General features: G+C 42.9%; 23 protein-coding genes. 7 read left to right on the top strand and 16 right to left on the bottom strand.

The genetic code is table 11. The annotated features are described in order from the left end of the window. Window positions 1-23 precede the first annotated feature (23 nt). Both ybaL and M1F25_RS16490 read right to left on the bottom strand, forming a co-directional pair. Complete coding sequence (ybaL, locus tag M1F25_RS16495) at window positions 24-1,772, bottom strand: YbaL family putative K(+) efflux transporter (RefSeq protein ID WP_144140454.1); 1,749 nt, start codon at window positions 1,770-1,772, stop codon at window positions 24-26. A gap of 286 nt (window positions 1,773-2,058) precedes the next feature. Beyond that, window positions 2,059-3,282 carry an MFS transporter gene (locus M1F25_RS16490; RefSeq protein WP_181488477.1) on the bottom strand — a complete coding sequence of 408 codons (1,224 nt, stop codon included), beginning with the start codon at window positions 3,280-3,282 and terminating at the stop codon, window positions 2,059-2,061. 258 nt (window positions 3,283-3,540) lie between these two features. Between M1F25_RS16490 and ushA the strand changes: the two genes are divergently transcribed. Beyond that, a complete protein-coding gene (gene ushA, locus M1F25_RS16485) occupies window positions 3,541-5,205 on the top strand; it encodes a bifunctional UDP-sugar hydrolase/5'-nucleotidase UshA (protein WP_181488475.1) in 1,665 nt (554 codons plus the stop codon). A gap of 97 nt (window positions 5,206-5,302) precedes the next feature. On the opposite strand, the gene ybaK is transcribed toward ushA, so the two are convergent. From ybaK to copA, 4 genes are all read right to left on the bottom strand, one after another. Further along, complete coding sequence (gene ybaK / locus M1F25_RS16480; protein WP_004260336.1) at window positions 5,303-5,776, bottom strand: Cys-tRNA(Pro)/Cys-tRNA(Cys) deacylase YbaK; 474 nt, start codon at window positions 5,774-5,776, stop codon at window positions 5,303-5,305. Window positions 5,777-5,797: 21 nt separating this feature from the next. Continuing rightward, window positions 5,798-6,598, bottom strand: coding sequence for a TraB/GumN family protein (locus M1F25_RS16475; protein ID WP_110592243.1), 801 nt, complete (start codon window positions 6,596-6,598; stop codon window positions 5,798-5,800). Between the two features lie 147 nt (window positions 6,599-6,745). Then, the gene (locus M1F25_RS16470) at window positions 6,746-7,327 is read right to left on the bottom strand and encodes an HdeD family acid-resistance protein (protein ID WP_004260329.1); all 582 of its coding nucleotides are present in this window, start codon (window positions 7,325-7,327) and stop codon (window positions 6,746-6,748) included. 184 nt (window positions 7,328-7,511) lie between these two features. After that, complete coding sequence (gene copA, locus M1F25_RS16465) at window positions 7,512-10,445, bottom strand: copper-exporting P-type ATPase CopA (RefSeq protein WP_181488473.1); 2,934 nt, start codon at window positions 10,443-10,445, stop codon at window positions 7,512-7,514. A gap of 119 nt (window positions 10,446-10,564) precedes the next feature. Between copA and cueR the strand changes: the two genes are divergently transcribed. Next, window positions 10,565-10,975, top strand: a complete 411-nt coding sequence (gene cueR / locus M1F25_RS16460; RefSeq protein WP_094960975.1) for a Cu(I)-responsive transcriptional regulator — start codon at window positions 10,565-10,567, stop codon at window positions 10,973-10,975. Here cueR and M1F25_RS16455 read toward each other — a convergent pair. From M1F25_RS16455 to tesA, 5 genes are all read right to left on the bottom strand, one after another. Next, window positions 10,929-11,408, bottom strand: coding sequence for an NfeD family protein (locus M1F25_RS16455; RefSeq protein ID WP_181488471.1), 480 nt, complete (start codon window positions 11,406-11,408; stop codon window positions 10,929-10,931). The two genes, cueR and M1F25_RS16455, sit on opposite strands and share 47 nt — an antisense overlap. Next, window positions 11,405-12,349 carry an SPFH domain-containing protein gene (locus M1F25_RS16450; protein WP_004260315.1) on the bottom strand — a complete coding sequence of 315 codons (945 nt, stop codon included), beginning with the start codon at window positions 12,347-12,349 and terminating at the stop codon, window positions 11,405-11,407. The genes M1F25_RS16455 and M1F25_RS16450 overlap by 4 nt, the downstream gene beginning before the upstream one ends. A gap of 13 nt (window positions 12,350-12,362) precedes the next feature. Beyond that, a complete protein-coding gene (locus tag M1F25_RS16445) occupies window positions 12,363-13,220 on the bottom strand; it encodes a co-chaperone YbbN (protein WP_094960978.1) in 858 nt (285 codons plus the stop codon). Between the two features lie 75 nt (window positions 13,221-13,295). Further along, window positions 13,296-14,099, bottom strand: a complete 804-nt coding sequence (locus M1F25_RS16440; RefSeq protein WP_140171205.1) for an SDR family oxidoreductase — start codon at window positions 14,097-14,099, stop codon at window positions 13,296-13,298. A 78-nt stretch (window positions 14,100-14,177) separates the two neighbouring features. Beyond that, complete coding sequence (gene tesA, locus M1F25_RS16435) at window positions 14,178-14,819, bottom strand: multifunctional acyl-CoA thioesterase I/protease I/lysophospholipase L1 (protein WP_181488469.1); 642 nt, start codon at window positions 14,817-14,819, stop codon at window positions 14,178-14,180. Between tesA and ybbA the strand changes: the two genes are divergently transcribed. The 3 genes from ybbA to M1F25_RS16420 all read left to right on the top strand — a co-directional run bounded on the left by ybbA (window position 14,787) and on the right by M1F25_RS16420 (window position 19,533). Then, window positions 14,787-15,473, top strand: a complete 687-nt coding sequence (gene ybbA, locus M1F25_RS16430) for a putative ABC transporter ATP-binding protein YbbA (RefSeq protein WP_181488467.1) — start codon at window positions 14,787-14,789, stop codon at window positions 15,471-15,473. The genes tesA and ybbA overlap by 33 nt on opposite strands. Next, the gene (ybbP, locus tag M1F25_RS16425; protein WP_181488465.1) at window positions 15,470-17,917 is read left to right on the top strand and encodes a putative ABC transporter permease subunit YbbP; all 2,448 of its coding nucleotides are present in this window, start codon (window positions 15,470-15,472) and stop codon (window positions 17,915-17,917) included. The genes ybbA and ybbP overlap by 4 nt, the downstream gene beginning before the upstream one ends. A 245-nt stretch (window positions 17,918-18,162) precedes the next feature. Further along, entirely contained in the window at window positions 18,163-19,533 is a 1,371-nt protein-coding gene (locus M1F25_RS16420; protein WP_181488463.1) for an esterase-like activity of phytase family protein, read from the top strand. Window positions 19,534-19,659: 126 nt separating this feature from the next. Here M1F25_RS16420 and M1F25_RS16415 read toward each other — a convergent pair whose 3' ends face one another. The 5 genes from M1F25_RS16415 to ppiB form a co-directional block, all read right to left on the bottom strand. Then, window positions 19,660-20,898 carry a CynX/NimT family MFS transporter gene (locus M1F25_RS16415; RefSeq protein WP_094960983.1) on the bottom strand — a complete coding sequence of 413 codons (1,239 nt, stop codon included), beginning with the start codon at window positions 20,896-20,898 and terminating at the stop codon, window positions 19,660-19,662. 116 nt (window positions 20,899-21,014) lie between these two features. Beyond that, window positions 21,015-22,097 carry a 5-(carboxyamino)imidazole ribonucleotide synthase gene (purK, locus tag M1F25_RS16410; protein WP_004260270.1) on the bottom strand — a complete coding sequence of 361 codons (1,083 nt, stop codon included), beginning with the start codon at window positions 22,095-22,097 and terminating at the stop codon, window positions 21,015-21,017. Further along, window positions 22,097-22,612 carry a 5-(carboxyamino)imidazole ribonucleotide mutase gene (purE, locus tag M1F25_RS16405; RefSeq protein WP_165879185.1) on the bottom strand — a complete coding sequence of 172 codons (516 nt, stop codon included), beginning with the start codon at window positions 22,610-22,612 and terminating at the stop codon, window positions 22,097-22,099. Before purE ends, purK begins: the two co-directional genes overlap by 1 nt. Window positions 22,613-22,767: 155 nt before the next feature. Further along, the gene (gene lpxH, locus M1F25_RS16400; protein WP_181488461.1) at window positions 22,768-23,493 is read right to left on the bottom strand and encodes a UDP-2,3-diacylglucosamine diphosphatase; all 726 of its coding nucleotides are present in this window, start codon (window positions 23,491-23,493) and stop codon (window positions 22,768-22,770) included. A 10-nt stretch (window positions 23,494-23,503) separates the two neighbouring features. Beyond that, window positions 23,504-23,998, bottom strand: coding sequence for a peptidylprolyl isomerase B (gene ppiB / locus M1F25_RS16395; protein WP_004260260.1), 495 nt, complete (start codon window positions 23,996-23,998; stop codon window positions 23,504-23,506). Between the two features lie 266 nt (window positions 23,999-24,264). Between ppiB and cysS the strand changes: the two genes are divergently transcribed. Next, a complete protein-coding gene (cysS, locus tag M1F25_RS16390) occupies window positions 24,265-25,653 on the top strand; it encodes a cysteine--tRNA ligase (protein WP_112307356.1) in 1,389 nt (462 codons plus the stop codon). Between the two features lie 257 nt (window positions 25,654-25,910). After that, on the top strand, window positions 25,911-26,714 hold the full coding sequence (locus tag M1F25_RS16385; protein ID WP_094960987.1) for a hypothetical protein: 804 nt from the start codon (window positions 25,911-25,913) through the stop codon (window positions 26,712-26,714). The last annotated feature ends 26 nt before the right edge of the window (window positions 26,715-26,740 follow it).

Below are 26,740 nucleotides of genomic sequence, written 5' to 3'. Positions count from 1 at the left end.
CGGCTTTAAAGATAGGGCGGTGTTTAGTGGCCAGGTTTTAGATATTCATCTAAGTTTTTGCCTTCAACTTTTTTATTGTCATTATCAATAAAATCATCGATTGAACAACCGAACTCTTCCACATCATTGCACATGAGCGTCGCCATGGATTTAGCAATCTCATGTTCACCAATAATGATATGGTCTGCTCCACGCTCTTTGATAAAGCTGACTTCATCATCATAATGAGCACGAACAATCACAGTGACATCTGGGTTCATTTCTTTTGCGGTTGCGACAATTTCACCGGCTTCATAACCATTAGGGATTGTTAAAAGCAATGTTTTGGCACATTCAATACGCGCAAGGCTAATGATATCTTTATTTGCGCCATTACCTAAAATTGCACTAAAGCCATTTTCAGCAAGTTCTTCAAACCGAGCGCGGGTATCTTCAACAACAACAACCGGAATTTCCCTTCTACGCAGTTTGTCTGCAAGCATACCACCTACTCGACCATAACCGACAATGATTGCGTGGCCGCAGATATCGACAGGAACTTGGGTTTCTTCTTCCAGAGTCTCTTCCAGCAGTTGTTCTTCGATTGTCTCGGTTTTTTCAAGGTACTTATCTAATAAGCTAAATAACACAGGATTTAGCATGATCGAGACAATTGCGCCTGCTAATACCAAGTTTTGTGCATCTTTATCCATGACGCCTAGGGTTAAACCCATACCGGCTAAGATAAATGCAAACTCACCAATTTGTGCAAGACTAACAGAAATGGTTAATGCAGTTCGTCGTGAATGACCAAACATCCTAACAAGTACTAAGGCGGCTGCGGATTTACCAATAATGATAATGGCGAGAACGGCTAAAATCCCTAGCGGTTGCTCAATTAATACCACTGGGTCGAACAGCATCCCAACTGAGACAAAGAACAGGACGGCAAAGGCATCGCGTAATGGCAGCGTGTCTTGTGCAGCACGGTGGCTGAGCTCAGACTCATTTAATACCATCCCTGCGAAGAACGCACCGAGGGCAAATGAGGCATCGAAAATAGCCACAGCGGCATAGGCAATACCCAATGCAAGTGCTAGTACGGCAAGAGTAAACAGTTCACGAGAACCTGTTGACGCGGTACGTGATAAAATCCATGGGATAACTTTACGCCCCACGACAATCATAATAAATATGAATAGAACAACTTTACCTATTGTCCATGCAAGGCCTAATGTGAGCTCACTGAAGCTAGCGTCATCGGTATTCATGATAGCCGCAGCAGCAGGCAGAAGAACAAGTGTTAAGACCATGGCGAGGTCTTCAACAATCAGCCAGCCTATAGCAATTTGCCCACGCTGACTTTCAATCAGTTGGCGTTCTTCTAAAGCACGTAGTAATACGACGGTACTGGCGGTTGATAAACATAGGCCGAATACAACACCTGTAAATATTCCCCAGCCAAATAACATGGACAGGCCAAGACCCAGTAAGGTTGCTACTGCGATTTGTGCAATGGCTCCAGGAATGGCGATAGCTTTAACAGCAAGTAAATCTTTTAATGAAAAATGTAGGCCTACCCCAAACATCAGTAAGATAACACCGATTTCAGCAAGTTCAGGCGCCAGTGCTGCATCAGCAACAAAGCCGGGGGTAAATGGGCCTGCGAGAACACCGGCCGCAAGATAGCCAACTAAAGGGGAAATTTTTAATCGCTGCGCGATCATACCTAACAAATATGCAAGGGCGAGACCACCAACAATGGTTGTGATTAAGGGCGTTGAATGCTCCATTTAGTCTCCTCTGGTGAATATAAAAATAGAAAGGTGGGTACATGCCGTTGACTTTTAAAATGAGGCCTTCATTTTAAAATGCAAATTGCATGTTTTTATATTCTAACTTTTTTTGAGATAAATTTCCTTAAAAAAATGAAATGTTTTTAAAAAAAAGACAGGTTAAAGGAGCTAAATCGTTACAAGCTGTGTGTTTGTGAGATTTTTATCTGAAATTAATCTGAATTATGGAAGGAAAGACCCATACTTATTTTTAGGTAAGTATGGGTAAAATAAGAAAATAAATCTATTTTTTGCCAATATTTGGCAGCAATACTGTAAAAATCCCAAGTAAGGGTAAGAAAGCACAATAATGATAAACTTGTTCAATACTGGTCTGGTCTGCGATATGGCCTAAAACGGCAGCGCCAACGCCCCCCATGCCGAATGCTAACCCAAAGAACAACCCTGATACCATGCCTGTTTTACCAGGGATCAGCTCTTGTGCGTAGACTAAAATAGCCGAAAATGCAGAGGCTAAAATCATACCAATAATTACGGTAAGCACCCCAGTCCAATAAAGAGATGCATAGGGTAAAATTAAGGTAAATGGCGCAACTCCAAGGATTGAGAACCAAATAACGTATTTACGTCCTATTTTGTCACCTATTGGCCCACCAATCATAGTACCTGCGGCAACGGCAAATAAGAAAACAAACAAATGAATCTGAGCATTTTGTACAGAAACACCGAACTTATCGATCAAATAAAAGGTGTAATAGCTACTGATACTTGCCAAATAGAAATATTTTGAAAAAATCAGAATTAACAGTACTGCCAAAGAGCCAATAATTGTTTTTCGTGGTAGGACTCTAACATTCCCTGCACTGATCGGCTTTTTACTTGCTGCGCGGTGTTGTTGTTTGTACCAGCTACTGACTTGCAACAAAATAACAATTGCAAGCAAAGCTGCGAGCGAGAACCAGCCAATATTGCCTTTTCCGTAGGGTTCAATAATTAGTGCTGCAAGTAGTGGCCCAAGGGAGGCGCCCAAGTTGCCTCCGACTTGGAAAAATGATTGTGCCAGACCATGACGACCCCCTGAAGCCATACGAGCAACACGAGAAGATTCAGGATGGAAGACAGAAGAACCAGTTCCAACCAATGCTGCTGCAAGTAATATGGTCGGGAAGGTTTCTGCCATCGCTAACAAGATTAACCCCGTTAGCGTGAAGCTCATTCCTATTGGCAAGGAATAAGGTTGTGGATGTTTGTCCGTATAGTAGCCAATAATCGGTTGCAACAGTGATGCGGTAATCTGATAAGTAAGGGTAATCATCCCGATTTGGGCAAAACTCAATGAGAAATCAGATTGTAATAAAGGATAAATGGCTAAGATCAGTGACTGGATCATGTCATTGAGTAAATGAGAAACACTGATCGCAGTTAGGATACTAAAGACCGTTTTCCCTGTTTTATTTAATGGCTTTGACGGGCTTGGGTTGTTGGGGGTTGTGGTTTGCTCACTCATGTCATTATCAACTTTTTGTGTTACATAATTGTTATTAATATAACTGAAATACAATTTATTTAAATAAATAAATAAATCACGTGAATAACTAGTGCTCGTTAATTATTTGATGGCGATCTCATTTTTATGAAACGAATTTCTTATTCTGCAATAGGTATCAAATCCTGCTCATATTTTTATGCTATAAGACAGCAGGTAGTGACAAACTATAATCTAATATGACTGTATAAAAATTCCTATACCAGCAGGGAGAAATGTATGAAGTTTGCATTTAAGGCATGCGCATTAACGGTATCGTTAGCGTTAATACCCGCAACTATGGCAAATGCGTGGGAAAAAGACAAAACATACAAAATTACCATTTTGCATACCAATGACCATCATGGCCACTTTTGGCACAACGACCATGGTGAATATGGTTTAGCAGCGCAAAAAACGGTAGTTGATGAAATTCGTGACGAAGTTGCTAAGCAAGGTGGCAGTGTTTTACTGCTCTCTGGTGGCGATATTAATACCGGTGTACCAGAGTCTGATTTACAAGATGCAGAACCTGATTTTAAAGGAATGAACTTAGTCGGTTACGATGCAATGGCATTAGGAAACCACGAGTTTGATAACCCACTTGAGACGCTGCGTCAGCAAGAAAAATGGGCAACCTTTCCGTTTTTATCCGCCAATATTTATCAAAGCAGTACAGGTAAACGCCTTTTCAAACCTTACCAAATCTTTGATAAACAAGGTGTAAAAATTGCGGTTATGGGGTTAACCACTGACGACACCGTGCGTATTGGTAACCCTGCCAACTTCCCTGATGTCGAATTCCGTGTGCCTGCGGACGAAGCCAAAAAAGTGGTTGAAGAGCTCCGTGCGACAGAAAAACCAGACATTATCATCGCCGCAACCCATATGGGGCATTATGATGATGGCAACCATGGTTCGAATGCCCCGGGCGATGTAGAAATGGCACGCAGCTTACCCGCTGGTTATTTAGATATGATAGTGGGTGGTCACTCACAAGACCCTGTTTGTATGTCTCAAGAAAAGAAAAACTACAAACAGGAAGACTATGTACCCGGTACACCGTGTGCGCCAGATAACCAAAATGGAACTTGGATTGTGCAAGCCCATGAATGGGGTAAATATGTTGGCCGTGCGGATTTTGAATTTAAAAACGGTAAGTTTACCCTGAAGCACTACCAGTTAATCCCAATTAACTTGAAGAAAAAAGTGACAAAAGAAGATGGGACTAGCGAGCGAGTTTACTATACGCAAGAAATTGCTCATAACCCTGACATGATGAAATTACTGACACCTTATCAAGAAAAAGGTGACAAGCAATTGAGTGTTAAAGTGGGCTCTGTTGAAGGTAAACTTGAAGGTGATCGCAGTAAAGTGCGTTTTGTGCAAACCAATATGGGGCACCTTCTGTTAGCTGCACAAAAAGAACGCGCAGGGGCTGATTTCGCGATTATGAGCGGTGGCGGTGTTCGTGATTCCATTGAAAGTGGCGATATCACTTATAAAGATGTGCTTAAGGTTCAACCGTTTGCCAATGAGTTAGTTTATGTGGACTTCAAAGGTGATGAAGTTATCCCATACCTGACTGCGGTTGCGAATATGAAACCAGATGCAGGCGCGTATGGTCAGTTCTACAATGTGAATTTAACCCTGAATAAAGATGGCACGATTAGTGATATCAAAATTGATGGGAAGCCTGTTGACCCGGCCAAAACGTATCGTATGGCAACGTTGAATTTCAATGCAATTGGTGGGGACGGTTACCCGAAAATTGACAACCACCCTAATTATGTTAATACCGGCTTTGTCGATGCGGAAGTGCTCAAAGGGTATATTGAAAAACACTCCCCGCTGAAAGCGGCAGACTATGAGCCAAAAGGTGAGATTATTTATAATAATAAATAATTAAATCATTATTACCTTGAAAGCCTCACTTTATTTCACAGTGGGGCTTTTTAGCTTAATACTATCCAATAATCCTCAATGCCATCAAAGTGTAATGCTATTTTCGTATTTCAGCGAAGGTTGCATTCAGCACTTTGGCGAGATCGGTAGGAGCAAGTTCAATATCTAGCCCACGTTTCCCACCTGAAACAAACATAGTGGCATATTGCTGAGCTTGGTCGTCAATTACTGTTGGTAAGCGCTTTTTTTGACCTAATGGGCTAATTCCCCCAAGCAAATATCCCGTTGTTTTTTGAGCGATTTGTGGGTCCGCCATTTCAACTTTTTTGACCTTAAACACTTTGGCAACCTGTTTTAAATCTAATTGCCCTGAAACAGGTGTTACGGCCACGGCTAACGTTTTTTGATCGCCATTGAGTGCGACTAACAAGGTTTTAAACACTTGCTTGGCATCTAACCCAAGTTTTTGTACTGCTTCATCACCAAAGTTACTTTCATTTGGGTCGTGGTCATAAGGATGTAAAGTGAAGGAAATTTTTTGTTTTTCGAGTAATTTAACGGCTGGGGTCATTTTGAGCCTTCTATTTATGACTTAGTTTCGCAAATATTCTACCAGACTATTTTCACCAAACAGGTGTAACGCACCAACAGCAACCACATAGTTACCATCAGGAAGTGACCTAAGTTGTTCGCTCCAATTCGCGTTTCGTTGCTTCATCAATACTTGGTAAATATCTTCGCTAAAGGTATTGGGTAAAGCGGTACGATTATTGGGTTGGTAGTCTAGCCACCAGCCTATCATCGTTTGTAGCGAGCGCGCGTTTTCACGCCAGTGTTTCAATGAGTCTTGTAATAACGCTAACCCATTATTAGGCAAAGAAAGCAGCAATTCAACTTGAGAGGCGGTTCCTTCTAGTTCAATAATTGGTTTGAGTTGTGATTGCGCATTACGGATAAGTTGGTAGTCAATACCGTAGTGGCCTCTAAGCCCGAGTTCTTGGGCTTGGGTTGCTTGCAAAATCAGGGCGATTTGCCATGAGGGTAAGGCATCAAAGCGTTCGGGGGATTGGCGGAGCTCTAAGCAATATTGTTGAAAAAGGTGATATTCATCAAGAGTGAGTCGTTGTTCGACAGGGAGAAGTTCGGTGGTATCGCTAGGAAATGGGGAGTGAGTTTCAGTGATATCCGCCTCAACGATCAAGGCATCCGCGAGATTAAGTTTATCTAATAATGTGGCAGACAAAGGAAACATATTTTCTGTTCCCATATGGATGCTACCCACAACGTGCAATTTAAGATTTTTTGATAGCCGAATATCAATGGCAGGGTAAGGGTAAGCCGGAGCGGTTTGCGTATGAAGCCAATTTTTTAAATTTTCGAACAGTTTACCCACGATTTCGTCCCTGTGTTATCTCTCATTTTATTAGGTTAAACAATCTAGCCGCAATTTGCGAATACTCATCGCTAATTGCGCATTTTTTAGCAGATTGATGACATCGTGGAGGCGAAAAAATGCCCCTGTCAAAGGGGCATGGTAGGGTTAATTATTTTTACTGATACCTTTAAATACACTGAGTAACGTGAACAAACTAAAGGAACTAAACACCATTTCGATACCAATTAGGGTTGTCAGTAAGGTAATTGATGTAATTGGGCCATTACCGATAAGTAAATAGGCAATAAAGAAATCTAACAGCCCAATGATGATTTGTAACCAGCCACCCGCTGAGCTAATTTGTTGGAAGCCGACGTACAGCCGAATGACCCCACCCACGATAAATAAAGCCGCCACTAAAATAGCCAAAGCTACCAAACTTTGTAACGGGTCTTTAATAAACGAGTAGCCGACAATGATATAGATAAGGCCAATAACAAAACCAAATAACCGGGACCAACCGGTATAGATCACGGTACTTAGAATGCTTACAATCGCGCCAACGCCCCCAATAATCAGGAGCACCCCAAGTACGGTACTAACGGCAATGCCTGAAATCATTGGGTTGATAATGCAAAAAATTCCACCAGCCAACAGTAAAATGGATAAGATCACCAAAAAGGTACGTTGCTTTTTAAACTCTTCGCCTGCAAGTTTGGCGAGTTTTTCACGATCAATATTAAGCATTTTGTACTCCAAATATTAAGTAACTAACTATTTATAAGTATAGGCTTAGCTTGATATTAATGACATAAAAAATAATGCGATTTTTACTTAGTAAGAAAATGAAGTGTTGTAGTGATAAGGTTTAGATATGAACAGCATTCATCATTAAAAAGGGAGGAACTCATGTTCCTCCCACTTTTGGGTATTATTTTTCAGGTTTAAAGCGTAATAAGCGGTTTGCGTTACTGACCACGGTAATGGATGATAAAGCCATTGCTGCGCCTGCAACGACAGGGTTAAGTAAAGTCCCGGTAATTGGGTATAAAATACCCGCGGCAATTGGGATACCTAAGGTATTGTAAACAAAGGCCCCAAATAAGTTTTGCTTCATATTACGCAGTGTTCCTTTCGAAATAGACACTGCATCGGCTACACCATGTAAGCTTTGGCGCATCAGGGTAATCGATGCCGTTTCAATAGCGATATCACTGCCGCCGCCCATCGCAATACCAACGTCAGCTCGGGCTAGAGCAGGGGCATCATTGATACCATCACCCACCATCGCAACTTTGTGGCCTTTAGCTTGTAAGGCTTCAATCGCGGCGGATTTACCGTCTGGCATGACGCCTGCTATTACCTCATCAATACCCGCTTCTTTGGCTATCGCATTGGCAGTTACTGGGTTATCCCCGGTTAACATGACTAATCGGAAACCTTGTTTATGTAACCGCGCCAGTGCGCTTATGCTATCTCCACGCAATGGGTCACGGATAGATAACAGTGCGGCAACTTTACCATCAACAGCCAGCAAAACAGGCGTTACGCCTTGAGTGGCTTGTTGGTGTAATGTTTCTTCAACGTCACGGGTATCAACATTATTTTGCGCTAACAGTTTTTGGTTACCTAACAAAATAGTTTGGCCGTTAATTATTGCACTAATACCTAACCCAGCTAAGGTTCTAAACTGCTCATTAGCGGGTAGTGTTAAGCCTTTTGCGCGATTTAAAACAGCGCGGGCAAGTGGGTGATTAGAGCCATTTTCTAATGAAGCGGCAAATTGTAAGGCGGTATCTTGTTCGAACCCATTAAATACGTGGATATCCGTAACTTGAGGCATTCCTTCAGTCAATGTGCCTGTTTTATCAAAGACAATGGTATCTAACTCACTGGCTTGCTGTAATGCATCCGCATCCCGTACTAACACGCCAAACTCAGCCGCTCGGCCCACGCCAGAAATAATCGACATTGGTGTTGCAAGGCCTAGCGCACAAGGGCACGCAATAATTAACACGGTTGTGGTGATAACGAGTGCGTAAGTAATCTGTGGTGCAGGCCCAACAAAGTACCAAATTGCACCTGAAATTAAGGCGATAGCCACTACAATCGGCACAAAGACGGCAGAAATACGGTCAGCAAGCTGGCCAATTTGTGGTTTACTACTTTGTGCTTGGCGAACAAGGTGAATAATTCGAGCTAAAGTCGTTTGGCTACCGACAGCCGCGGCACGAAATAGCACGGTACCATCCTGTACCACAGTACCTGCATGGACTTGATCCCCTTTGCTTTTTTGCTGTGGGATTGGCTCACCCGTTAGCATGGCTTCGTCTAACCAAACCTCGCCTTCGATAATTTCACCATCAACAGGGACACGGTCACCAGTTGCTAAGCGTAAAACCATCCCTTTTTTGACTTGCTCCAGTGGCATATCCACTTCGCCTTGCTCTGTGACAACACGGGCAGTTGGCGGTGTCAGGTCTAGCAAGCGTTCAAGGGCTTTTGATGAACGTTGGCGAGCTCGCTGTTCTAGGGCATGACCAAGGTTAATAAGACCGATGATCATGGCACTGGCTTCATAATAAAGGTGGCGAGCTTGGTCTGGGAATAACTCAGGCCAAATATTCACCACAATCGAATAAAGCCAAGCCGCTCCTGTTCCTAACGCAACTAAGGTATCCATAGTGGCGCTGCCATTTTTCAGGCTTTGCCATGCATTACGATAAAAGTGCCCCCCTGCAAATATCATTACCGCAAGGGTTAATGCACCAATGGTGAGCCAAATGGTATGGTTTTGCTCAGTCAGCACCATGTTATCGCCCATCATCCCCCATACCATCACAGGGATACCAAGGGCAAGAGCTAATGCCGATTGCCAGCGGAAGCGGCGCATATTGGCTTGCGCGACTTCTTGTTGGCGCTCACGGCGTTTGGCTTCATCTTGAATGATCTCCGCGCCATAGCCTGCTTTGACAACCGCGTCGATTAAATCATTTGGTTCAGCAGTTCCGGTGACTAAAGCACTGCGCTCTGCTAAGTTGACACGTGCATTTTCAACGCCCGGTACGCTATTTAAGGCTTTCTGGACTTTGTTGACACAACTGGCACAGGTCATGCCATCGAGCAGTAACTGTATGCTGTCATCCATTGGGCTAATTTCAGGCTGTTCACCTAAATCAGACTCTTGTGCCGGGATCTCACAGATTGCCGCTGAATCAGCTTCCGGCTGTTCAGTTGTGGTACTCAGCGGCTCAGTTTTTGGGTGAGATTCATTCTCAGTGGCTTGGTAGCCAGCGGCTTGAACCGCAGCAATTAAGGCGTCTACGGAGGCCGTACCACGAACAACAGCGGTTTGGGTATCGACAGTTGCGCTTTCAACACCATCAACCGCTTCTAGCGCCTGCTGTGTTTTAGCGGCACATTTCATGCAAGTTAGACCCGAAAGGGCTAAAGTGATCGCTTTTGTTTGAGCCAGTTCTGCATTGTAGCCAGCTTGTTGAACGGCAGCGATTAACGTTTGCGCATCCGCAGTGCCATATACCTTGGCGCTAGTCGTATCGACAACAGCAGTGGCGACACCGTCAACCTCTTCGAGTGCTTTTTGTGTTTTACCCGCACATTTCATACAATTGAGGCCAGAAAGTTGTAATTCGATATCTGGGGCTGTAGCCACTTCAGCTTCATAACCTGCGTCAACGATGGTTTTAATTAAATCAGCCACATTGGCATCACTTTCCATCACGGCATAATCGATAGTGACTTTTAAGTTAGTGACATCACCGCGCCCTTCGAGCGCTTTAGTGACTGAGCCGACACAGTGCATGCAGCTTAGCCCCTGTAATTTTAAAATAATCATGTTACTCATTTTGCAGCCTCCAAAACCCGTTTGATGTATTGGGTCTATAACTTTATCTACAATTAGGTCTATAATTCGACAATGAACAAAGGTTACACCTTCCAGCAAGGTTAAGGTCAAGAGGAATTATGAATATTAGTGAAATTGCCAAAAAAACGGGCCTAACTGCAAAAGCTATTCGTTTTTATGAAGACAAAGGGCTAATTACACCGCCTGAAAGAGGGGAAAATAGCTACCGTTATTATCAGGAGCGTCATTTAAACGAACTCGTATTGCTCAAACAGGCAAAAGATGTGGGTTTTACCTTGGATGAATGTGGCGAACTGTTAGGTTTATTTCGTAATCCAACCAGACATAGTGCGGATGTAAAAACGACAACGATAGCGAAGATAAATGAAATAGAGCAGACAATCGTTAAATTGTCTGCTATTCGAGATACATTACAAGAGCTCGTGGACGTATGCCCTGGGGATGATGGTGCGGATTGCCCAATTATTGACCACTTGGCGCGTGGGTGCTGTCATCATGCGAAGGCTTAACCTGCAAGGTGATGCCGTCTACTGCGATGACCACCACTTCTGTATTGACACTTAATGGCGTGTCGCTATAGACACGCCAACTGCCATCCGCAAGGCGTACACGGCTAAAACCTTCTTCAGTATCTGACAACAAACGGCTTTTAACACCGATGAGTTGATGGCTAATTTGGTTGACGTTATCTGCCTTATTTTTTTGCCTATTCCTCAACCAGTTGCGCCATAACACAGCAGAGACAACGGTAAAAATGGCAAATAAAATCCCTTGCCACTCCCAACCGATAAATGGCAGTGCCCAAGCGATAACCCCAACAAGCACCGCAGCAATACCCGACCATAAAAGATAGCCTGCGGTACCAAGAAGTTCACCAATCAGCAATAGCCCACCAAGGCACAGCCAAAACCATGCGGGTTGAGCACTGATAAGCTCTATCATTCTTTTACCTGCTTTTTCATGGCACTGGTTTTCTTGCTTTCTCCGATTAGCTCAGTAATCCCACCAATTGCGCCCATTAAATTACTGGCTTCTAATGGCATCATGATGACTTTGCTGTTTTCGGCAGAACCAATACTGGTCAGTGCATCGGTGTATTTTTGCGCCACAAAGTAATTAATAGCCTGCATATCACCAGCGGCGATAGCTTCAGATACCATTTGTGTCGCTTTTGCTTCCGCTTCCGCGGCTCTTTCACGCGCTTCGGCTTGTAAAAATGCCGACTGGCGTTCCCCTTCGGCTTTGAGAATTTGTGACTGTTTTTCACCTTCAGCTTTTAAAATTGCCGCTTGTCGGATCCCCTCGGCCTCAAGAATATCGGCACGTTTAGTTCGCTCAGCCTTCATCTGCGCATTCATCGCACTAATCAATTCTTTTGGTGGCTTCACGTCACGAATTTCGATACGGGTAATTTTGACACCCCAAGGGTTGGTTGCTTCATCCACCACGTGCAGCAAGCGGCTATTAATGGAATCACGTTGTGACAACATTTCGTCTAGTTCCATGGAACCTAATACGGTACGAATATTTGTCATGGTTAAATTCAGTACCGAAAGCTCAAGGTTGCTAACCTCATAGGCTGCACGTACTGGGTCAACGACTTGGATAAAGCAGACAGCATCGATAGTGACGTTGGCATTATCGCGAGAAATAACTTCTTGAGATGGGATATCAAGGACTTGTTCCATCATATTGATGCGACGGCCAATTTTGTCCATAAATGGGACAATAATATGTAAGCCGGGCTGCAACGTACGGGTATAACGACCGAAGCGCTCAACGGTCCATTGAAAGCCTTGCGGTACTGTTTTAACACAGGTAAAAACAATAACGACAGCGACAAAAATGATAATCGGTATTGCACCAAAGGCGAACAAGTCCATATTTAACCCTTAATTAGTAAAGTAATGAATATACTTGGCGACGGTATTTACTGGCAATTGCATCACCGGTTCCCATTGCCGACATAATATCCATCATGGTTTTTCTTACTGCGCCGTCACCCGCACCCAAGTCGGTACGTAAAAAGCCGAATAACATTTCCAGCGCTTCTTCGTTGCGGTTCACCTCATGCAGTTTTAGGGCTAATTGAACCGCTAACGTTGTATTTTGTGGATCTTGATTGAATTCATCTTGTAATTGCTGAATTTCAGGGGTGTCCGCAGCTTGCTTCAATAATTCAATTTGTGCGATTAAACCTTGGTAACGACTGTCTTTATCCTGTAATGGGACAGCTTCTAAAGTAGCTTGAGCGTCATCAACGAGATTTAAACCGATTTGGGTTTCTGCCAATAATAACGTGATGTCGCTATTTTTGGGGTTCAACTGATGCGCTTCTTTTAACAATGGCAGCGCTTCTTGTGTTTTACCTTCAGCAATTAATTCAGCGGCTTGTGCTGCTTTCATTTCTTCTGGGCTTGGCAGCACGCGAGATAAAATTTCCAACACCACCTCTTCTGGTTGTGGTCCTTCAAAGCCATCAACAGGGCGGCCATTTTGTAATACATACACAGTAGGGATCGCTTTTAAGCCAAACTGGCTTGCGATCATTTGTTCTTCATCACAATTAACTTTAGCTAAAATAAATGACCCTGCGTAGTCGTTGGCAATTTTTTCCAACATGGTACCGAAATCTTGGCAATGAGGGCTACGCGGTGACCAAAAGTAAAACATGACAGGTAAGTTCATTGATTGTTCAATGACTTGGTGTAGGTTGGTTTCGTTAATATCAATTATCTGAGCGTTAGCAAACATAAGAAGTCTCTTTTGAATTTGTTATCAATAGAATTTGTGAGCAATAGTAATAAAATGGGGCTGATTTTGCTTTTTTCAAGCTTTTTTCCCCTGATTTGCCAGTATTTTATCCATTATTTTGTCAGGTAAAATACGTTTTAAGATACGCACTGCGACGGTTAATAACGTGACAGAATAGCGAACTTTAGGGCGCGGGCTTTCTAACGCATGGATCAGTTTTTCTACCACATGTTCTGGTGTTAAGGTGAAACGTGAAGCAATACCTGGGTTTTTAACGGGTTTATCTTTTTGTGTTTGTTCAACATTTTGAGTAAAAGCCGTATGAATCGGGCCCGGTTCAATCAAACTCACTTTCACCCCTGTTCCTGCCAATTCTAAGCGTAGTGCATCGGACCAGGCTTCCAATGCGTATTTGCTGGCAGCATAAGCGCCACGTCCGGGAGTTGAAATAACCCCCATCACTGAACTCGTTTGGATAATTCGCCCTTCATGGTGCGCTAACATTGCAGGTAATAGCAGAAAAGTTAACTGGTGAACACCAAAAAAGTTAGTGGAAAACTGGGCTTCAAGTTGTTCGCGGCTGACGCTATTTAATGGGCCATACACCCCAAAACCAGCGTTGTTGAATAATCCGAAAAGGCGGTGATTACAGAGTGTTAACACCGTTTGAGCCGCGGTTTCTATGCTATCCTTATTATCGAGGTCAAGGGAGACAGTGTCATAACCTAGCTCTTTTAGGCGTAAAATATCGCTTTCTTTACGGCAGGCAACAATAACATGGTAGCCACGCTGCCGAAGTGTCTGTGCAGCACAAAAGCCAATACCGCTTGATGCTCCTGTGACCAGGACTGATTTTTTGTTTCGTGCCGATGTTTGCATAACTTTACCTTGGTTTCATGCAACTGAATCTATTTCGGGTATAAAAGAGCGTTTTAGTACCCTTGTTTAACGTCTGTTTTATTTGCTAGACGGTAAAATATGTTCGAAAAGCTGTTTTTCCATAAAATCAGCAATGGATGGCTGGGCTTCAACGGTAGGGTGAATACCATCTTGTTGTATCCATTCAGGCTTAGTTATCACGGTTTCCATATAAAACGGCAGTAATGGAATTTGATTACTTTGCGCCAATTTCGGATAGACTTTTTCGAAACTTGTCGTATAACGTTTTCCATAGTTAGGTGGAATGCGAATTTGCATTAAGAGCGGTTTCGCACCGGATTGCACGATTTGCTCGATAATCTGTTGTAAATTAGCTTCGAGTTGCTCAACTGGGAGACCTTGTAAGCCATCATTTGCACCTAATTCGATCAATACCCAGTTAGGTTTGTTTTGTTCGAGTAAAACGGAAAGGCGTTCTAACCCCTGTGCAGAGGTATTCCCACTAATACTACCGTTAACAATAGCAACGGGTGGGGAAAGTTTCTGCCAACGTTCGGCAAGCAAGGAGGCCCAAGCCTGCTCAGCCGGTAAACGGTAGCCTGCACTTAGGCTATCACCTAAGATTAATAGCTTAGTTGACGCAAGTGTGTGCCCACTTGCAGTCAGTAACAGGAGAAATACCAATATATGTCGGCGAATAATATTCTTGAAGTTCATCATCTCATTAAACGTGTTGGTCAAGGTGAACATGAACTGACTATATTGCAAGGTGTTGAGCTAATTGTCGAGTCCGGGCAAACAATTGCTTTAATTGGGGAGTCAGGTTCGGGGAAATCAACCTTGCTAGGGATTATTGCTGGGTTGGATGACGGTTCCAGTGGAACGGTTAATTTATTAGGTCAAGACCTCACTAAAATGGACGAAGAGCAGCGGGCACGCTTACGGGCACAAAGTGTCGGTTTTGTGTTCCAATCCTTTATGTTGATCCCAACCTTAAATGCCATTGAAAATGTACAACTTCCTTCTTTGCTACGTGGCGAATCTGAGTCTGAAAGTTATCAACACGCGGTGAGTTTACTGACGGATTTAGGCTTAAAAGATCGCCTAAAACATATGCCACCACAGTTGTCAGGGGGGGAGCAACAGCGTGTTGCACTTGCTCGTGCCTTTAATGGCCGCCCACAGATTTTATTTGCTGATGAACCAACGGGAAATCTCGATCGCCACACAGGGGATAAAATTGCAGATTTACTGTTTGATATGAATAAACAGCACGGGACGACCCTTATTTTAGTGACTCACGATAACGAGCTGGCTGCGCGCTGCCAACGCCGTTTGCGCTTGGTCGATGGGCAGTTGAGGGAAGAAGCATGATTTGGCGTTGGTTTTGGCGTGAATGGAAAACCCCCTCGTTACTGATTGTTTGGCTTGCACTCACCCTTGCTGTTGCTTGTGTACTGGCTTTAGGGCGAATTAGCGATCGCATTGAAAATAGCATGAGTTACCAAAGCCGTGAGCTATTAGCGGGTGACTTAGTTTTACGATCTTCTCATCCAAGCGACCCAGCATGGTTACAAGAGGCCCAAAAAGAGGGTTTAACGTTAAGCCAACAAATATCATTTTCTACTATGGCTTATGCGACAGAAGATGAAGACGCTCGGCCACAACTGGTGTTAGTGAAAGCAGCGGATAAGGCATATCCATTATATGGTGAGCTTATCACTGAACCTGCTGGGTTAACCCCGACAAAAGGGGAGATATTAGTCGCTCCGCGGTTATTAGAATTATTGAACCTCAATGTAGGGGATAACATTGATATCGGAGATGCGACGCTAAAAGTTTCGGGTAAGTTAGTACAAGAGCCTGACAGCGGTTTTAACCCGTTCCAGATTGCCCCAAGAGTATTGATAGCAATTGAAGATGCACCATTAACAGGGGCAATTCAATTAGGTAGCCGGTTAACTTATCGCGACATGTTTGCCGGCGATCGCCAACTTATTGATGCATTTCAACAAAAATATGACCAAGACCTACGAAATGATCAGCGTTGGTTTACGTTAAGCGAAAATAACGGTGCAGTGGGGAAAACCTTCCAACGTGCCCAACAGTTTTTATTGTTGTCAGTTTTATTAACCCTGCTGCTAGCCATTGCTGCGGTCGTGGTTTCAATGACGCATTACTGTCGTAGCCGTCATCAACTAATTGCGGTATTAAAAACCCTAGGCGCAGGGCGTAGCGCATTACGTCAATGGATTATTGGGCAGTGGTTAGTTATTTTAATTGCCGCGGCTTTACTCGGCTCATTATTAGGTTTGGCTTTTGAAGGCATTTTAATGCAAATCTTAGGGGCTATGTTGCCGAAGGAATTGCCGCCTGCGAGTTTGATGCCTTGGGTTTGGGCGATTGGTACATTATTTATTATTGCGATTATTGTTGGCAGCCGTCCCTATTACCAACTGATGGCAACTCAGCCTTCTAGAGTATTACGTGAAGATGCCAAATCACCCGTTTGGCCGCTATATTACTATCTGCCGATTGTTATTTTAATTGTGGTTGGCGGCTTATTTGTGTTTGCTGGCGTTAACCCTCTGCTGTGGTCAATTTTGGCGGGTATTGTCGTGGTTGCCGTTCTACTTGCGCTGATTGGTTGGGTAGGCTTATGGGGGCTACGCCATATTAAGTTCCGTCAATTAAGCTTGCGTTTATCTGTTAGCCGTCTATTGCGCCAGCCGTTGCAAACCATCACACAAATGAGTGCTTTTTCGTTGTCATTTATGTTATTGGCGCTGCTAATTTTAGTACGTGGTGATTTGCTTGATCGCTGGCAGCAACAGTTACCCGCAGATAGCCCGAACTATTTCTTAATTAATATGAACCAGTCACAGCTTGAACCTGTTACCAAGTTATTGGCTGAGTTTGATGTCAAGCCAACAGAGTTCAACCCTGTGGTGTTAGCGCGCTTAACCGATATTAATGACCAGTCAGCGATTGAATGGGCAGATCAACGTGATCCAAATAATAATACGGTGCGACGTGAATTGAGCTTAACTTGGCAATCTGATTTAGCGCCAGCTAATGTGGTTGACGAAGGGACATGGCCACCGAAAGCGGGAGAAGTTTCGATCGAACAAACGGTTGTCAAAGAGCTCGGATTGAAATTAGGCGATAAACTAACATTTAACGCAGGGGCTCAGGTCTTTAGTGCAACAGTCAGTAGTATTCGTACGGTTGATTGGGAGAGCCTGCGACCGAACTTCTATTTTATTTTCTCTGAAGAAAGTCTTTCTCAAATGCCGGCCACCTGGCTGAGCAGCTTCCACTATGACGGTGATGGGCAGCTATTGACGCAACTTAGCCGTCATTACCCGACAATTAATGTGCTCGATACTGGCGCAATTATTACCCAAATTCAGCAAATTCTTCAGCAAGTTAGCCAAGCTCTTGAAGTTATGGTGGTACTGGTTATTTTTTGTGGGTTATTGCTACTATTGGCTCAAATTCAAGTGGGGATGAGCCAGCGAGAGCGGGAGCTTGTGGTATATCGAACATTAGGCGCTAGCAAAAAATTAATGCGTAGAACGCTATGGAGCGAATTTGCATTACTTGGCTTAATGGCCGGGCTTGCCGCAGCTTTTGGAGCAGAAATTGCATTGTGGCTGTTGCAAAGTAAAGTGTTTGATTTCCCATGGCAACCTGAATGGCGTATGTGGGTATTATTGCCTTTGTGCGCGGCAATTTTATTGTCTATTTGCGGTGGGTGGTTAGGACTGCGTTTATTAGGGACGGGGAGTCAGCACCGTCGTTTACCTAATAGTTAAATGCTCGTCATACTTCGAGTTGCATGGTCATTGACTGCGCTTAGATAGGTTGATCTACATGCAACTCGAGTTATTTAGAATATGGTGGTATTAGGGAAATACCTTAATACCACTATTTATTGAATATTCTAAAAACAACCTGTTTTTCAGTAAAATAACTGTCTCCAATCCTTCATAAAAGCTTCATTCATCGACGTTATGATTCCGCCATCAATTATTGATAGCCTTAAAATGGAAACATAACAATGCAGAATAACCATTCGATTAAACGTAAACTGGGCTCGTTATCTTTATTGGCTGGTTTAATTTCATTTAGCATCACCGGGTTTGCACAACAAGAAGTGCCAGCAACGTTAGCGGGTCACTCCATTCTTCCAGTTAATTCAACGGTTTCTTCCCCCGAAAATGCACCTTCAGACATGCAAGTGAGTGGTAAATTTACCACTGGCGTTCGTGTTGATAGTTTGGGGAAAGTGGAAGGTAAATCCGCAGATCGCCCAACAGGAATGCATATTCCAATCAAAGGCCAGCCACGTCAAGGGCACTCGGGTATTAAACGTATGGAGGATGGCACTTACTGGGTTTTAACTGATAATGGATTCGGCAACAAAGCCAATTCTCCTGATTCGATGTTGTATGTCACTCAATATGATATTGATTTTCAATCAGGTAATACAACGCCATTAAAAACGGTTTTCTTCCATGACCCCGATAAAATTATCCCTTTTCATATTACGAATGAGAGCACAAAAGAACGCTATTTAACAGGCAGTGATTTTGACCCTGAAAGTTTTCAATTTGCGGGTGGTGCTCTATGGGTTGGCGATGAGTTTGGCCCTTACCTAATCAAAATGGATTTGGATGGCAAAGTATTAGCTTTATTTGAGACACAAGTAGATGGAAAGAAAGTCGTTTCTCCTGATCACTACCAAATCACAACACCGGGTAAACCCGCAGATAAAGTGAATTTCCAAGTCAACCGTTCAAAAGGTTTTGAAGGTATGGCGTCATCGCCAGACGGTTCTAAGCTCTACCCAATGCTAGAAGGGGCGATTTGGCTTGATGACAAACAAGATTATGAACATGTTGATGGCAAACGCGCAGCACGTATTCTTGAGTTTGATGTAAAAAAACAAAATTGGACAGGCAGAAGCTGGTTGTATGTCTTTGAAGACAATCAGAATGCCATTGGTGATTTTAACTTAATTGATGATACCCACGGCCTAATCATTGAGCGTGATAATGGTGAAGGTACCGCAGATAAAGCCTGCACGGCGGGAAGCAGTAATACTGAAAATTGCTTTAGTAATTTAGCTAAATTCAAGCGTGTTTATCGTATTGAATTTTCAGATAACAATATAGGCAAACCAGTAGATAAGCAGGCTTATATTGATTTAATGAATATCAAAGACCCGAATAATATGGCAAGAAAACCGCTTAATAACGGGGTGTTTACTTTCCCATTCTTCACTATTGAAAACGTGGATGTGGTTGATAGTGAACACATTATTGTTGGTAATGACAATAACTATCCGTTTTCATCTAGCCGTGAGCCAAATAAAGCGGATGATAATGAGTTTATCTTATTAAACGTCCCTGAGTTGTTAAAGCCGTAATTGATTTTGCGCCACCATTTAATTTTTTCGGTGGCGCAAATAAGCAGTATGTTTTGATCCAATATCTGGTCTTAAGCTTGTTTTCCCTTTGGTTTTAATTTTCCCGAGCTAATCACTCGGGATTTTTTATTTGTGATTGAGGGCTGGGGGCTTCATCATCAAAGTAAGGAATAAAATAACCACAACGGGAGCCGCGATAACCAAAAAAGCAGGGGTGAAACTTCCTGTGAAATCTTTTATTGCACCCGCAATAAAAGGTGCTAAGCAGGCAACCGTTGAAATTAAATTTACGACAGAGAATAGTTCTAAGTATGGGCCTCGGCCGAAATAATTTGACAGTAAAACACTTGATGCCAAAAAGGTCATGCCGTAGCCAATACCAACGCATAACACAAATAAAATAAGCCAAAGCCATGAGGTGGCAATACTGAGGAAAATGACACCTAATACCATGATAATTAGGCTACCGATTAATAGTTTCTTCGGTTCTAACCATTCACCTGCCGCTCCACCAATAAACCTTGAGAATGCATTCACAAATGCCATTGTGCTTAATAATGAAACCGCCACTGTCATGCCAAAGCCGCGCTCTTCAATATGGGCGACAGCAAAGCTGTTAACGGTGATACCACACCATAAAAACGAGGTATAAGTCGCAGCAATCAAGTAGAACTGCCATGTACGTAGTGCTCTGCCGACTGTCCATACTTCTGCAGTGCGATAAATAGGTTTACTTGCGTCACTAACTTGTTTTTGCATTACCTTTTTTGCGTGCTCTTGCTCTTTTTTACCTTCTCGTAGCATAAAAATTGTGATTAACGTGACAATGCTAAGATAAACGGCACATAGAACCCAATGCATACGCCATGAGCCTAATTGGTTTGATGCGTAAAAGTAAATCCAAGGGCCTGCAACACCCCCCAAGCCCCCGATGGTGAAATATAACCCAAAGGCAAGGGATTGTTTTTCAAATAGCCGCGAAAGTACATAAGTCCCCGGAACCGTGGCGAGTAAGGTGAAACCAATACCAATCAATGCAGTACCTAAAAAATAGGTGCTGATGGCTTGTGTGGAATAAAGGCTATAAAAGCCAGCAACAAAGACACTGGTGCCTAGCAATAAAGTGGCTCGTACACCCACTTTGCGGATTAACAGAGACGGGAGAAAACTCGCCAGCCCGCAAGTTAAACCCAGTAGCGTAAAACCAAAACCAGCCTCACTCCAGCTCCATTTGAGCTCACTAATCATCTCAGGTAAAACCACACCAAGAGAGGTAAAGGTTGTCGCGGTGGCTAAAAAATAAACCAGCCCTAACAGAATAAGAATGCACCACTGATAAAACGGACTAAAAGTCTGCGAGGACATATTGACTCCAGTAATGCCGCACACCTTAAATCAGGATATTTGTTTTCTGGATAACGGCGAAAATAGCATAATGCCCGAAAATAGTTTCGGGCATCGAATCGGGCTATTTTCCCTATTTATTGATGAGAGTACCAGTCTAATTTTGCATTTGCCCACTCAATGCCACTTTTGTACTCATTTGGCAGAAGTGGGATCAAAGCCGCCAGTGTGGCAGATAATTGGTGGCAGTCACGATGGGAAAGGTTTAAATGACCCACTTTTCGGGCAGGGCGTACCTCTTTTTCATACCAGTGAAGGTGAACGAGGGGTAAGCTCAGCCAGTCTATATTTACATCAGTGCCGATTAAATTGACCATCACGGCAGGGCTATATACCTCTGGAGATGGCATTGGCAGGTTTAAAATAGCACGTAGATGTAACTCAAACTGGCTAATGGATGCGCCATTTTGTGTCCAATGGCCGCTATTATGTACTCGAGGCGCAATTTCGTTAATCAGCAAGTTATTGCCCACGACAAAGCATTCCATTGCCATCACACCGATATAACCAAGTTCATCCATCACTGCGCTGAGCATGGCTTGAGCTTGTTCTTGCTGCGGATTAGTTGACTTAGGGAAGGCCACACTGGTACGCAAAATGCCTTCTTGGTGTAAATTATGGGTGATCGGGTAAAAAACGGATTCCCCCGCTGCATTTCGGGCACCAATGACAGACACTTCCGCGTCAAAAGGGATACCTTGTTCAACGATGCATTCACCATAAATTTCAGCAGGCAGGTCTTTTTCATCACCAGGGCGAACACGCCATTGACCTCGCCCGTCATAGCCACCAGTTCTGCGTTTTACAATGAGAAACTCACCGAGTGTGGCAAACAGCTCAGGCCATTGTTCAGGGGATTCTAATAATGCCCAAGGTGCAGTAGAAAGTTGTAAGCTATCAAATAAGCTTTTTTGTGGAAACCTATCAGCTAAACGTGGAAAAATATCACGGTTAATAAAGGCATTATGGCGAGCTAATTCTTTTGTTAGCGGGGTTTCTGGCCAACGTTCAATTTCAGCGGTGATGACGCTTTGCTGATAAGGAACCGCTTCAGGTTCTGCATCAAGCCCTACAGGAAAAACAGCAATGCCTAATGGCTCACCCGCTTGACGCAGCATGCGGCCGAGTTGGCCATTACCAAGCACACAAACGGGTTTCATTATGCTTCCCTCGGGTCTGGGTTGTTTAGCACATCATTGGTTTGGGCTTCTCGCCACGCTGAGAGGCGGTTGAAAATAGCAGTATCACTTATTGCTAATACTTGAGCGGCTAAAAGTGCTGCATTTGCGGCACCTGCTTTGCCGATGGCTAGTGTGCCTACAGGGATACCTTTAGGCATTTGCACGATAGAATATAGGCTGTCAACACCACTTAATGCAGCGCTTTGTACAGGAACACCAAAAACAGGGACTAATGTTTTAGCGGCGATCATTCCTGGTAAGTGAGCAGCGCCACCAGCACCTGCAATAATCACATCAAACCCATTTTTTTTCGCATTTTCAGCAAAGGAAAATAACTTATCCGGGGTGCGATGTGCAGAGACGATTTCGACGTGAAAAGGGACTTGGAGTTCTGTTAATACATCAGCTGCGTGCTGCATTGTCGTCCAATCACTTTTCGAACCCATAACAATGGCGATTTTTGCCGCAGATTGAGCAGGAACTTGGGCAGTCATTTGGTGCTTTCCTGTATTGAAAAAAACATCACCCTGAGGTGGGAAATTGAATTGTCTCGATCATATCATGGTAAAGCAGCAAGGAAAACGTTTGCGTGATTAATAAGTGAGCAAACAGTTGTGGCGATATATTAAAAATGGTTCGTTAGGCAAAATTACTCGAAAGGAAAGAAAATCAGTTCAATACCTTGCTCGTTAATTACAAAGGCGGAACCTTCATAGTGCCAAGCACCTAATACACCCCGATAATACAACTTGCCTCCAATATTCACTTCATGAATGGCAGGGCGGTGAGTATGACCATGGATCATCCATTGCGCTTGGTGCCTTTGTAATGCATCAATAACGGCTTGTGAATTGACGTCCATAATCGACTCGGCTTTCATGCTGCTTGCATACTGGCTATTTTGGCGCATTTTTTGCGCGATACGGCGACGCACAAAAAGAGGGAGTAACAAAAACAGCCGTTGAACCCAAGGGGTATGAACTTTTTTACGGTAATTTTGATAGGCAGCATCGTCAATGCATAATGTATCACCATGCAGAATTAAAATGCGCTTGCCGTAAAGTTCGAGCAATGTTTCCTGTGGGAGTATGGTCATGCCACACTGTTTCGCATAGCGTTGACCGATTAAAAAATCCCGATTTCCATGAATGAAATAGCAGGGAATTCCACGGTCAGTGAGTTGTTTGAGTTCGTTGGCAACTTGTTGATGTAGCGGATTGTTATCATCATCGCCCACCCAATAATTAAAAAAATCACCGAGAATATATAGGCTTTCGGCATGGATGGCTTGCTGTTGAATAAAATTAATAAAACCGGCGGTGATCGCCGGTTCATCTTCACTCAAATGCAAATCTGCAATGATGTAAGTGGACATGCGTTCAGGTTTACTCGCTGACAGTCACTTTTTCAATGATGACGTCTTCGCGTGGAACGTCTTGGTGGAACCCGCTGCGGCCAGTTGAAACACCTTTGATTTTGTCAACAACATCCATGCCTTCAACGACTTCAGCAAATACACAGTAGCCCCAGCCATCTGGACGCTCTGAACGGAAGTTCAAGAAGTCGTTGTCAACAACGTTGATAAAGAATTGTGCTGTTGCTGAATGAGGGTCGTTAGTACGAGCCATTGCCAAAGTACCACGGGTATTTTTTAAACCGTTGTTTGCTTCGTTTTTAATAGGCGCTTTAGTGTTTTTTTGTTCCATTCCTGGCTCAAAACCACCGCCTTGGATCATGAAACCATTAATAACACGATGGAAAATGGTATTATTGTAAAAACCTTCACGGCAGTAAGTTAAAAAGTTTTCGACTGTAACGGGTGCTTTATCGTCAAACGTTTTGATAACAATGTCACCGTGATTGGTATGAAATGTAACCATAATAGCTATCCTGAATAATTGTTTTTTGTGCGCTAACTTGCGAAAGCGTTGAGATCAGCACGTTTATATCACAGATAAAACCTGACTTGAAGCGGAAGGAAGCGTAGTCGACCGTTTATAGCATAATAGATGTGTATTAAACCTAATCAATAAACTGAAAAGGAAGCGGGTAAACCCTTGCATTCTTAAGGTGATCGGGGTTCAATAACATGATATTTTATCGGTAGAAATCGATAATCATTTTTCAAATAAATGGAAAAGTTCAGATGCTACAAATTTTTAATACACTAAGTCGTCAAAAAGAAGAGTTTAAGCCCATCCACGCAGGGAAGATTGGGATGTATGTGTGTGGCATCACTATCTACGACTTGTGTCATATCGGCCACGGCCGTACATTTGTGGCATTTGATGCAATTAGCCGCTATTTACGTTATTTGGGTTACGACTTAAATTATGTACGCAACGTCACCGATATTGACGATAAAATCATCAAACGTGCAGCAGAAAATAATGAAAGCGTCGAAGCGCTAACAACGCGTATGTTGGCTGAAATGCACAAAGATTTTGATGCCTTAAATATTTTACGCCCTGATAGCGAACCACGAGCAACGCGTCATATTGGTGAAATTATTGAATTAACCCAAAGCTTGATAGAGCGTGGTCATGCTTATGTCGCTGCGAATGGCGATGTGATGTTTGAAGTTAAAACCGACCCAAATTATGGTCTGTTATCTCGCCAAGATTTAGAGCAGTTGCAAGCAGGTGCTCGCGTCGAGGTCGCTGATGTAAAACGTAATCCAATGGATTTCGTCTTGTGGAAAATGTCTAAAGAAGGCGAACCAAGTTGGGAATCCCCATGGGGTTTAGGCCGCCCAGGCTGGCACATTGAATGTTCGGCAATGAACAGTAAAACGTTAGGCAACCATTTTGATATTCACGGTGGCGGCTCTGATTTAATGTTCCCACACCATGAAAATGAAATTGCTCAGTCTACCTGTGCTCATGATGGCCCTTACGTGAACTACTGGATGCACTCCGGTATGGTCATGGTAGACAGAGAGAAAATGTCTAAATCTCTCAATAACTTCTTTACTATTCGTGACGTACTTGAGTATTACGATGCAGAAACAGTGCGTTATTTTCTGTTATCAGGCCATTACCGCAGCCAATTAAACTACACAGAAGAAAATTTGAAGCAGGCACGTTCAGCACTTGAGCGTATGTACACTGCATTACGTGGTACAGATAAGTCAGCCGTACCTGCTGGTGGTGATGAATTTAAAGCACGTTTCATTGAAGCGATGGATGATGACTTTAATACACCTGAAGCCTATTCGGTATTATTTGATATGGTTCGTGAAGTTAACCGCCTGAAATCAGAAGATATGTCAGCAGCAAATGGTATGGCTGCACAATTGCGTGAGTTAGCAAGCGTGCTGGGTTTACTAGAACAAGACCCAGAAGTCTTTTTAAAAGGCGGCGCACAAACTGAAGATGATGCGGAAGTGGCAAAAATTGAGGCATTAATTCAACAACGTCTAGATGCACGTAAGAATAAAGATTGGGCGCAAGCGGATGCGGCTCGTGATGAACTTACTGCCATGGGGATAGTGCTTGAAGATGGTGCATCTGGCACTACGTGGCGTCGCAAATAATACGCGTCATATTTCGCGCTGTGGCGGTGTTGCCATCACTTGGCTACTTGGGTCACATACTTTTGTATGCTCCCCAAGTTATCATTTTGAGTACTGATTGATTTAAAAATAAATTTTCATATATTCAAACGGTTAGATATTGATATCTAACCGTTTTTGTTTTGTTGGCTAAAATTGAAAGAAATAATTATCTATCTACCAAATAATTGATGCAAATAGAATATATTTTCATCAATTAAAGTTTGAGTAGGGTAATTATGGTACATAGAACGAATCAAAACACAGTTAAACTAGATGTGAATAATAATGATAGCTATCTTACTCATGAGTATATAAAAGCTCATCAAGTCCCAGGTAATGCATCCAAAAATATCACTAGATGCATAAAAGGAATAAAAAATAAAATTAATCAGCCAGTTACGAGGTTTATTCAAAAACTCCGAAACTTTTTCAACCCTTCTCAGAGGGTTGTACCATTAGAAGGAACTTTTATTAGTTATATTGGTAAAGTCGATAACACTCCAAAAATTATTACAAACGTAGGCAAAAAAACAATTAAAAATATAAAGATAGAAGATGAACCATTGTCTCTTAATGATTTTAGCAGGCCTCCACTAATAAAATTTCTAACTAAAATATTGAAGGAAAAGCCAACCGCTGTTGTTGTCTTGTCACCGACAACTGTTTTTGAAACTCACGGGTACTCATCTTTTTTTAATATAGGTAAAGAACAAAGTTTTGCGGAATTGAAGATAAAACTTTTAAAAACAGCACCAGTACAGACAATGGATAATTTAATTGTGGATAGTTACAGTATGACTGTTAATAAGGCTGAAAAAAAATTCATCGTTCCAATGATCCATATTACAAACTGGTCTGGAGATAGCGATTCAAAAGTGGGGGAAAATCAAAAATTAGCTCAATACCTCAGTGAAGTAATCAGAAACCGAGAAAATTTAAGTTTAGATTCATCTCTGTATGATTATACTCAACCAATAGAAAGGCCTTCGAGTAAGAATAATATTATCTTCTTCTCATTGGACAAAAAATCCCCCAGTTAAGGGGGAAATAAGACGACCAACAGGGA

It is taken from the genome of Providencia sp. PROV109 (assembly GCF_033681625.1).
Classification (GTDB): Bacteria; Pseudomonadota; Gammaproteobacteria; order Enterobacterales; family Enterobacteriaceae; genus Providencia; species Providencia hangzhouensis.
Note: the sequence above shows the minus strand (reverse complement) of the source record. Positions and strands in the feature narration are given on the sequence as shown.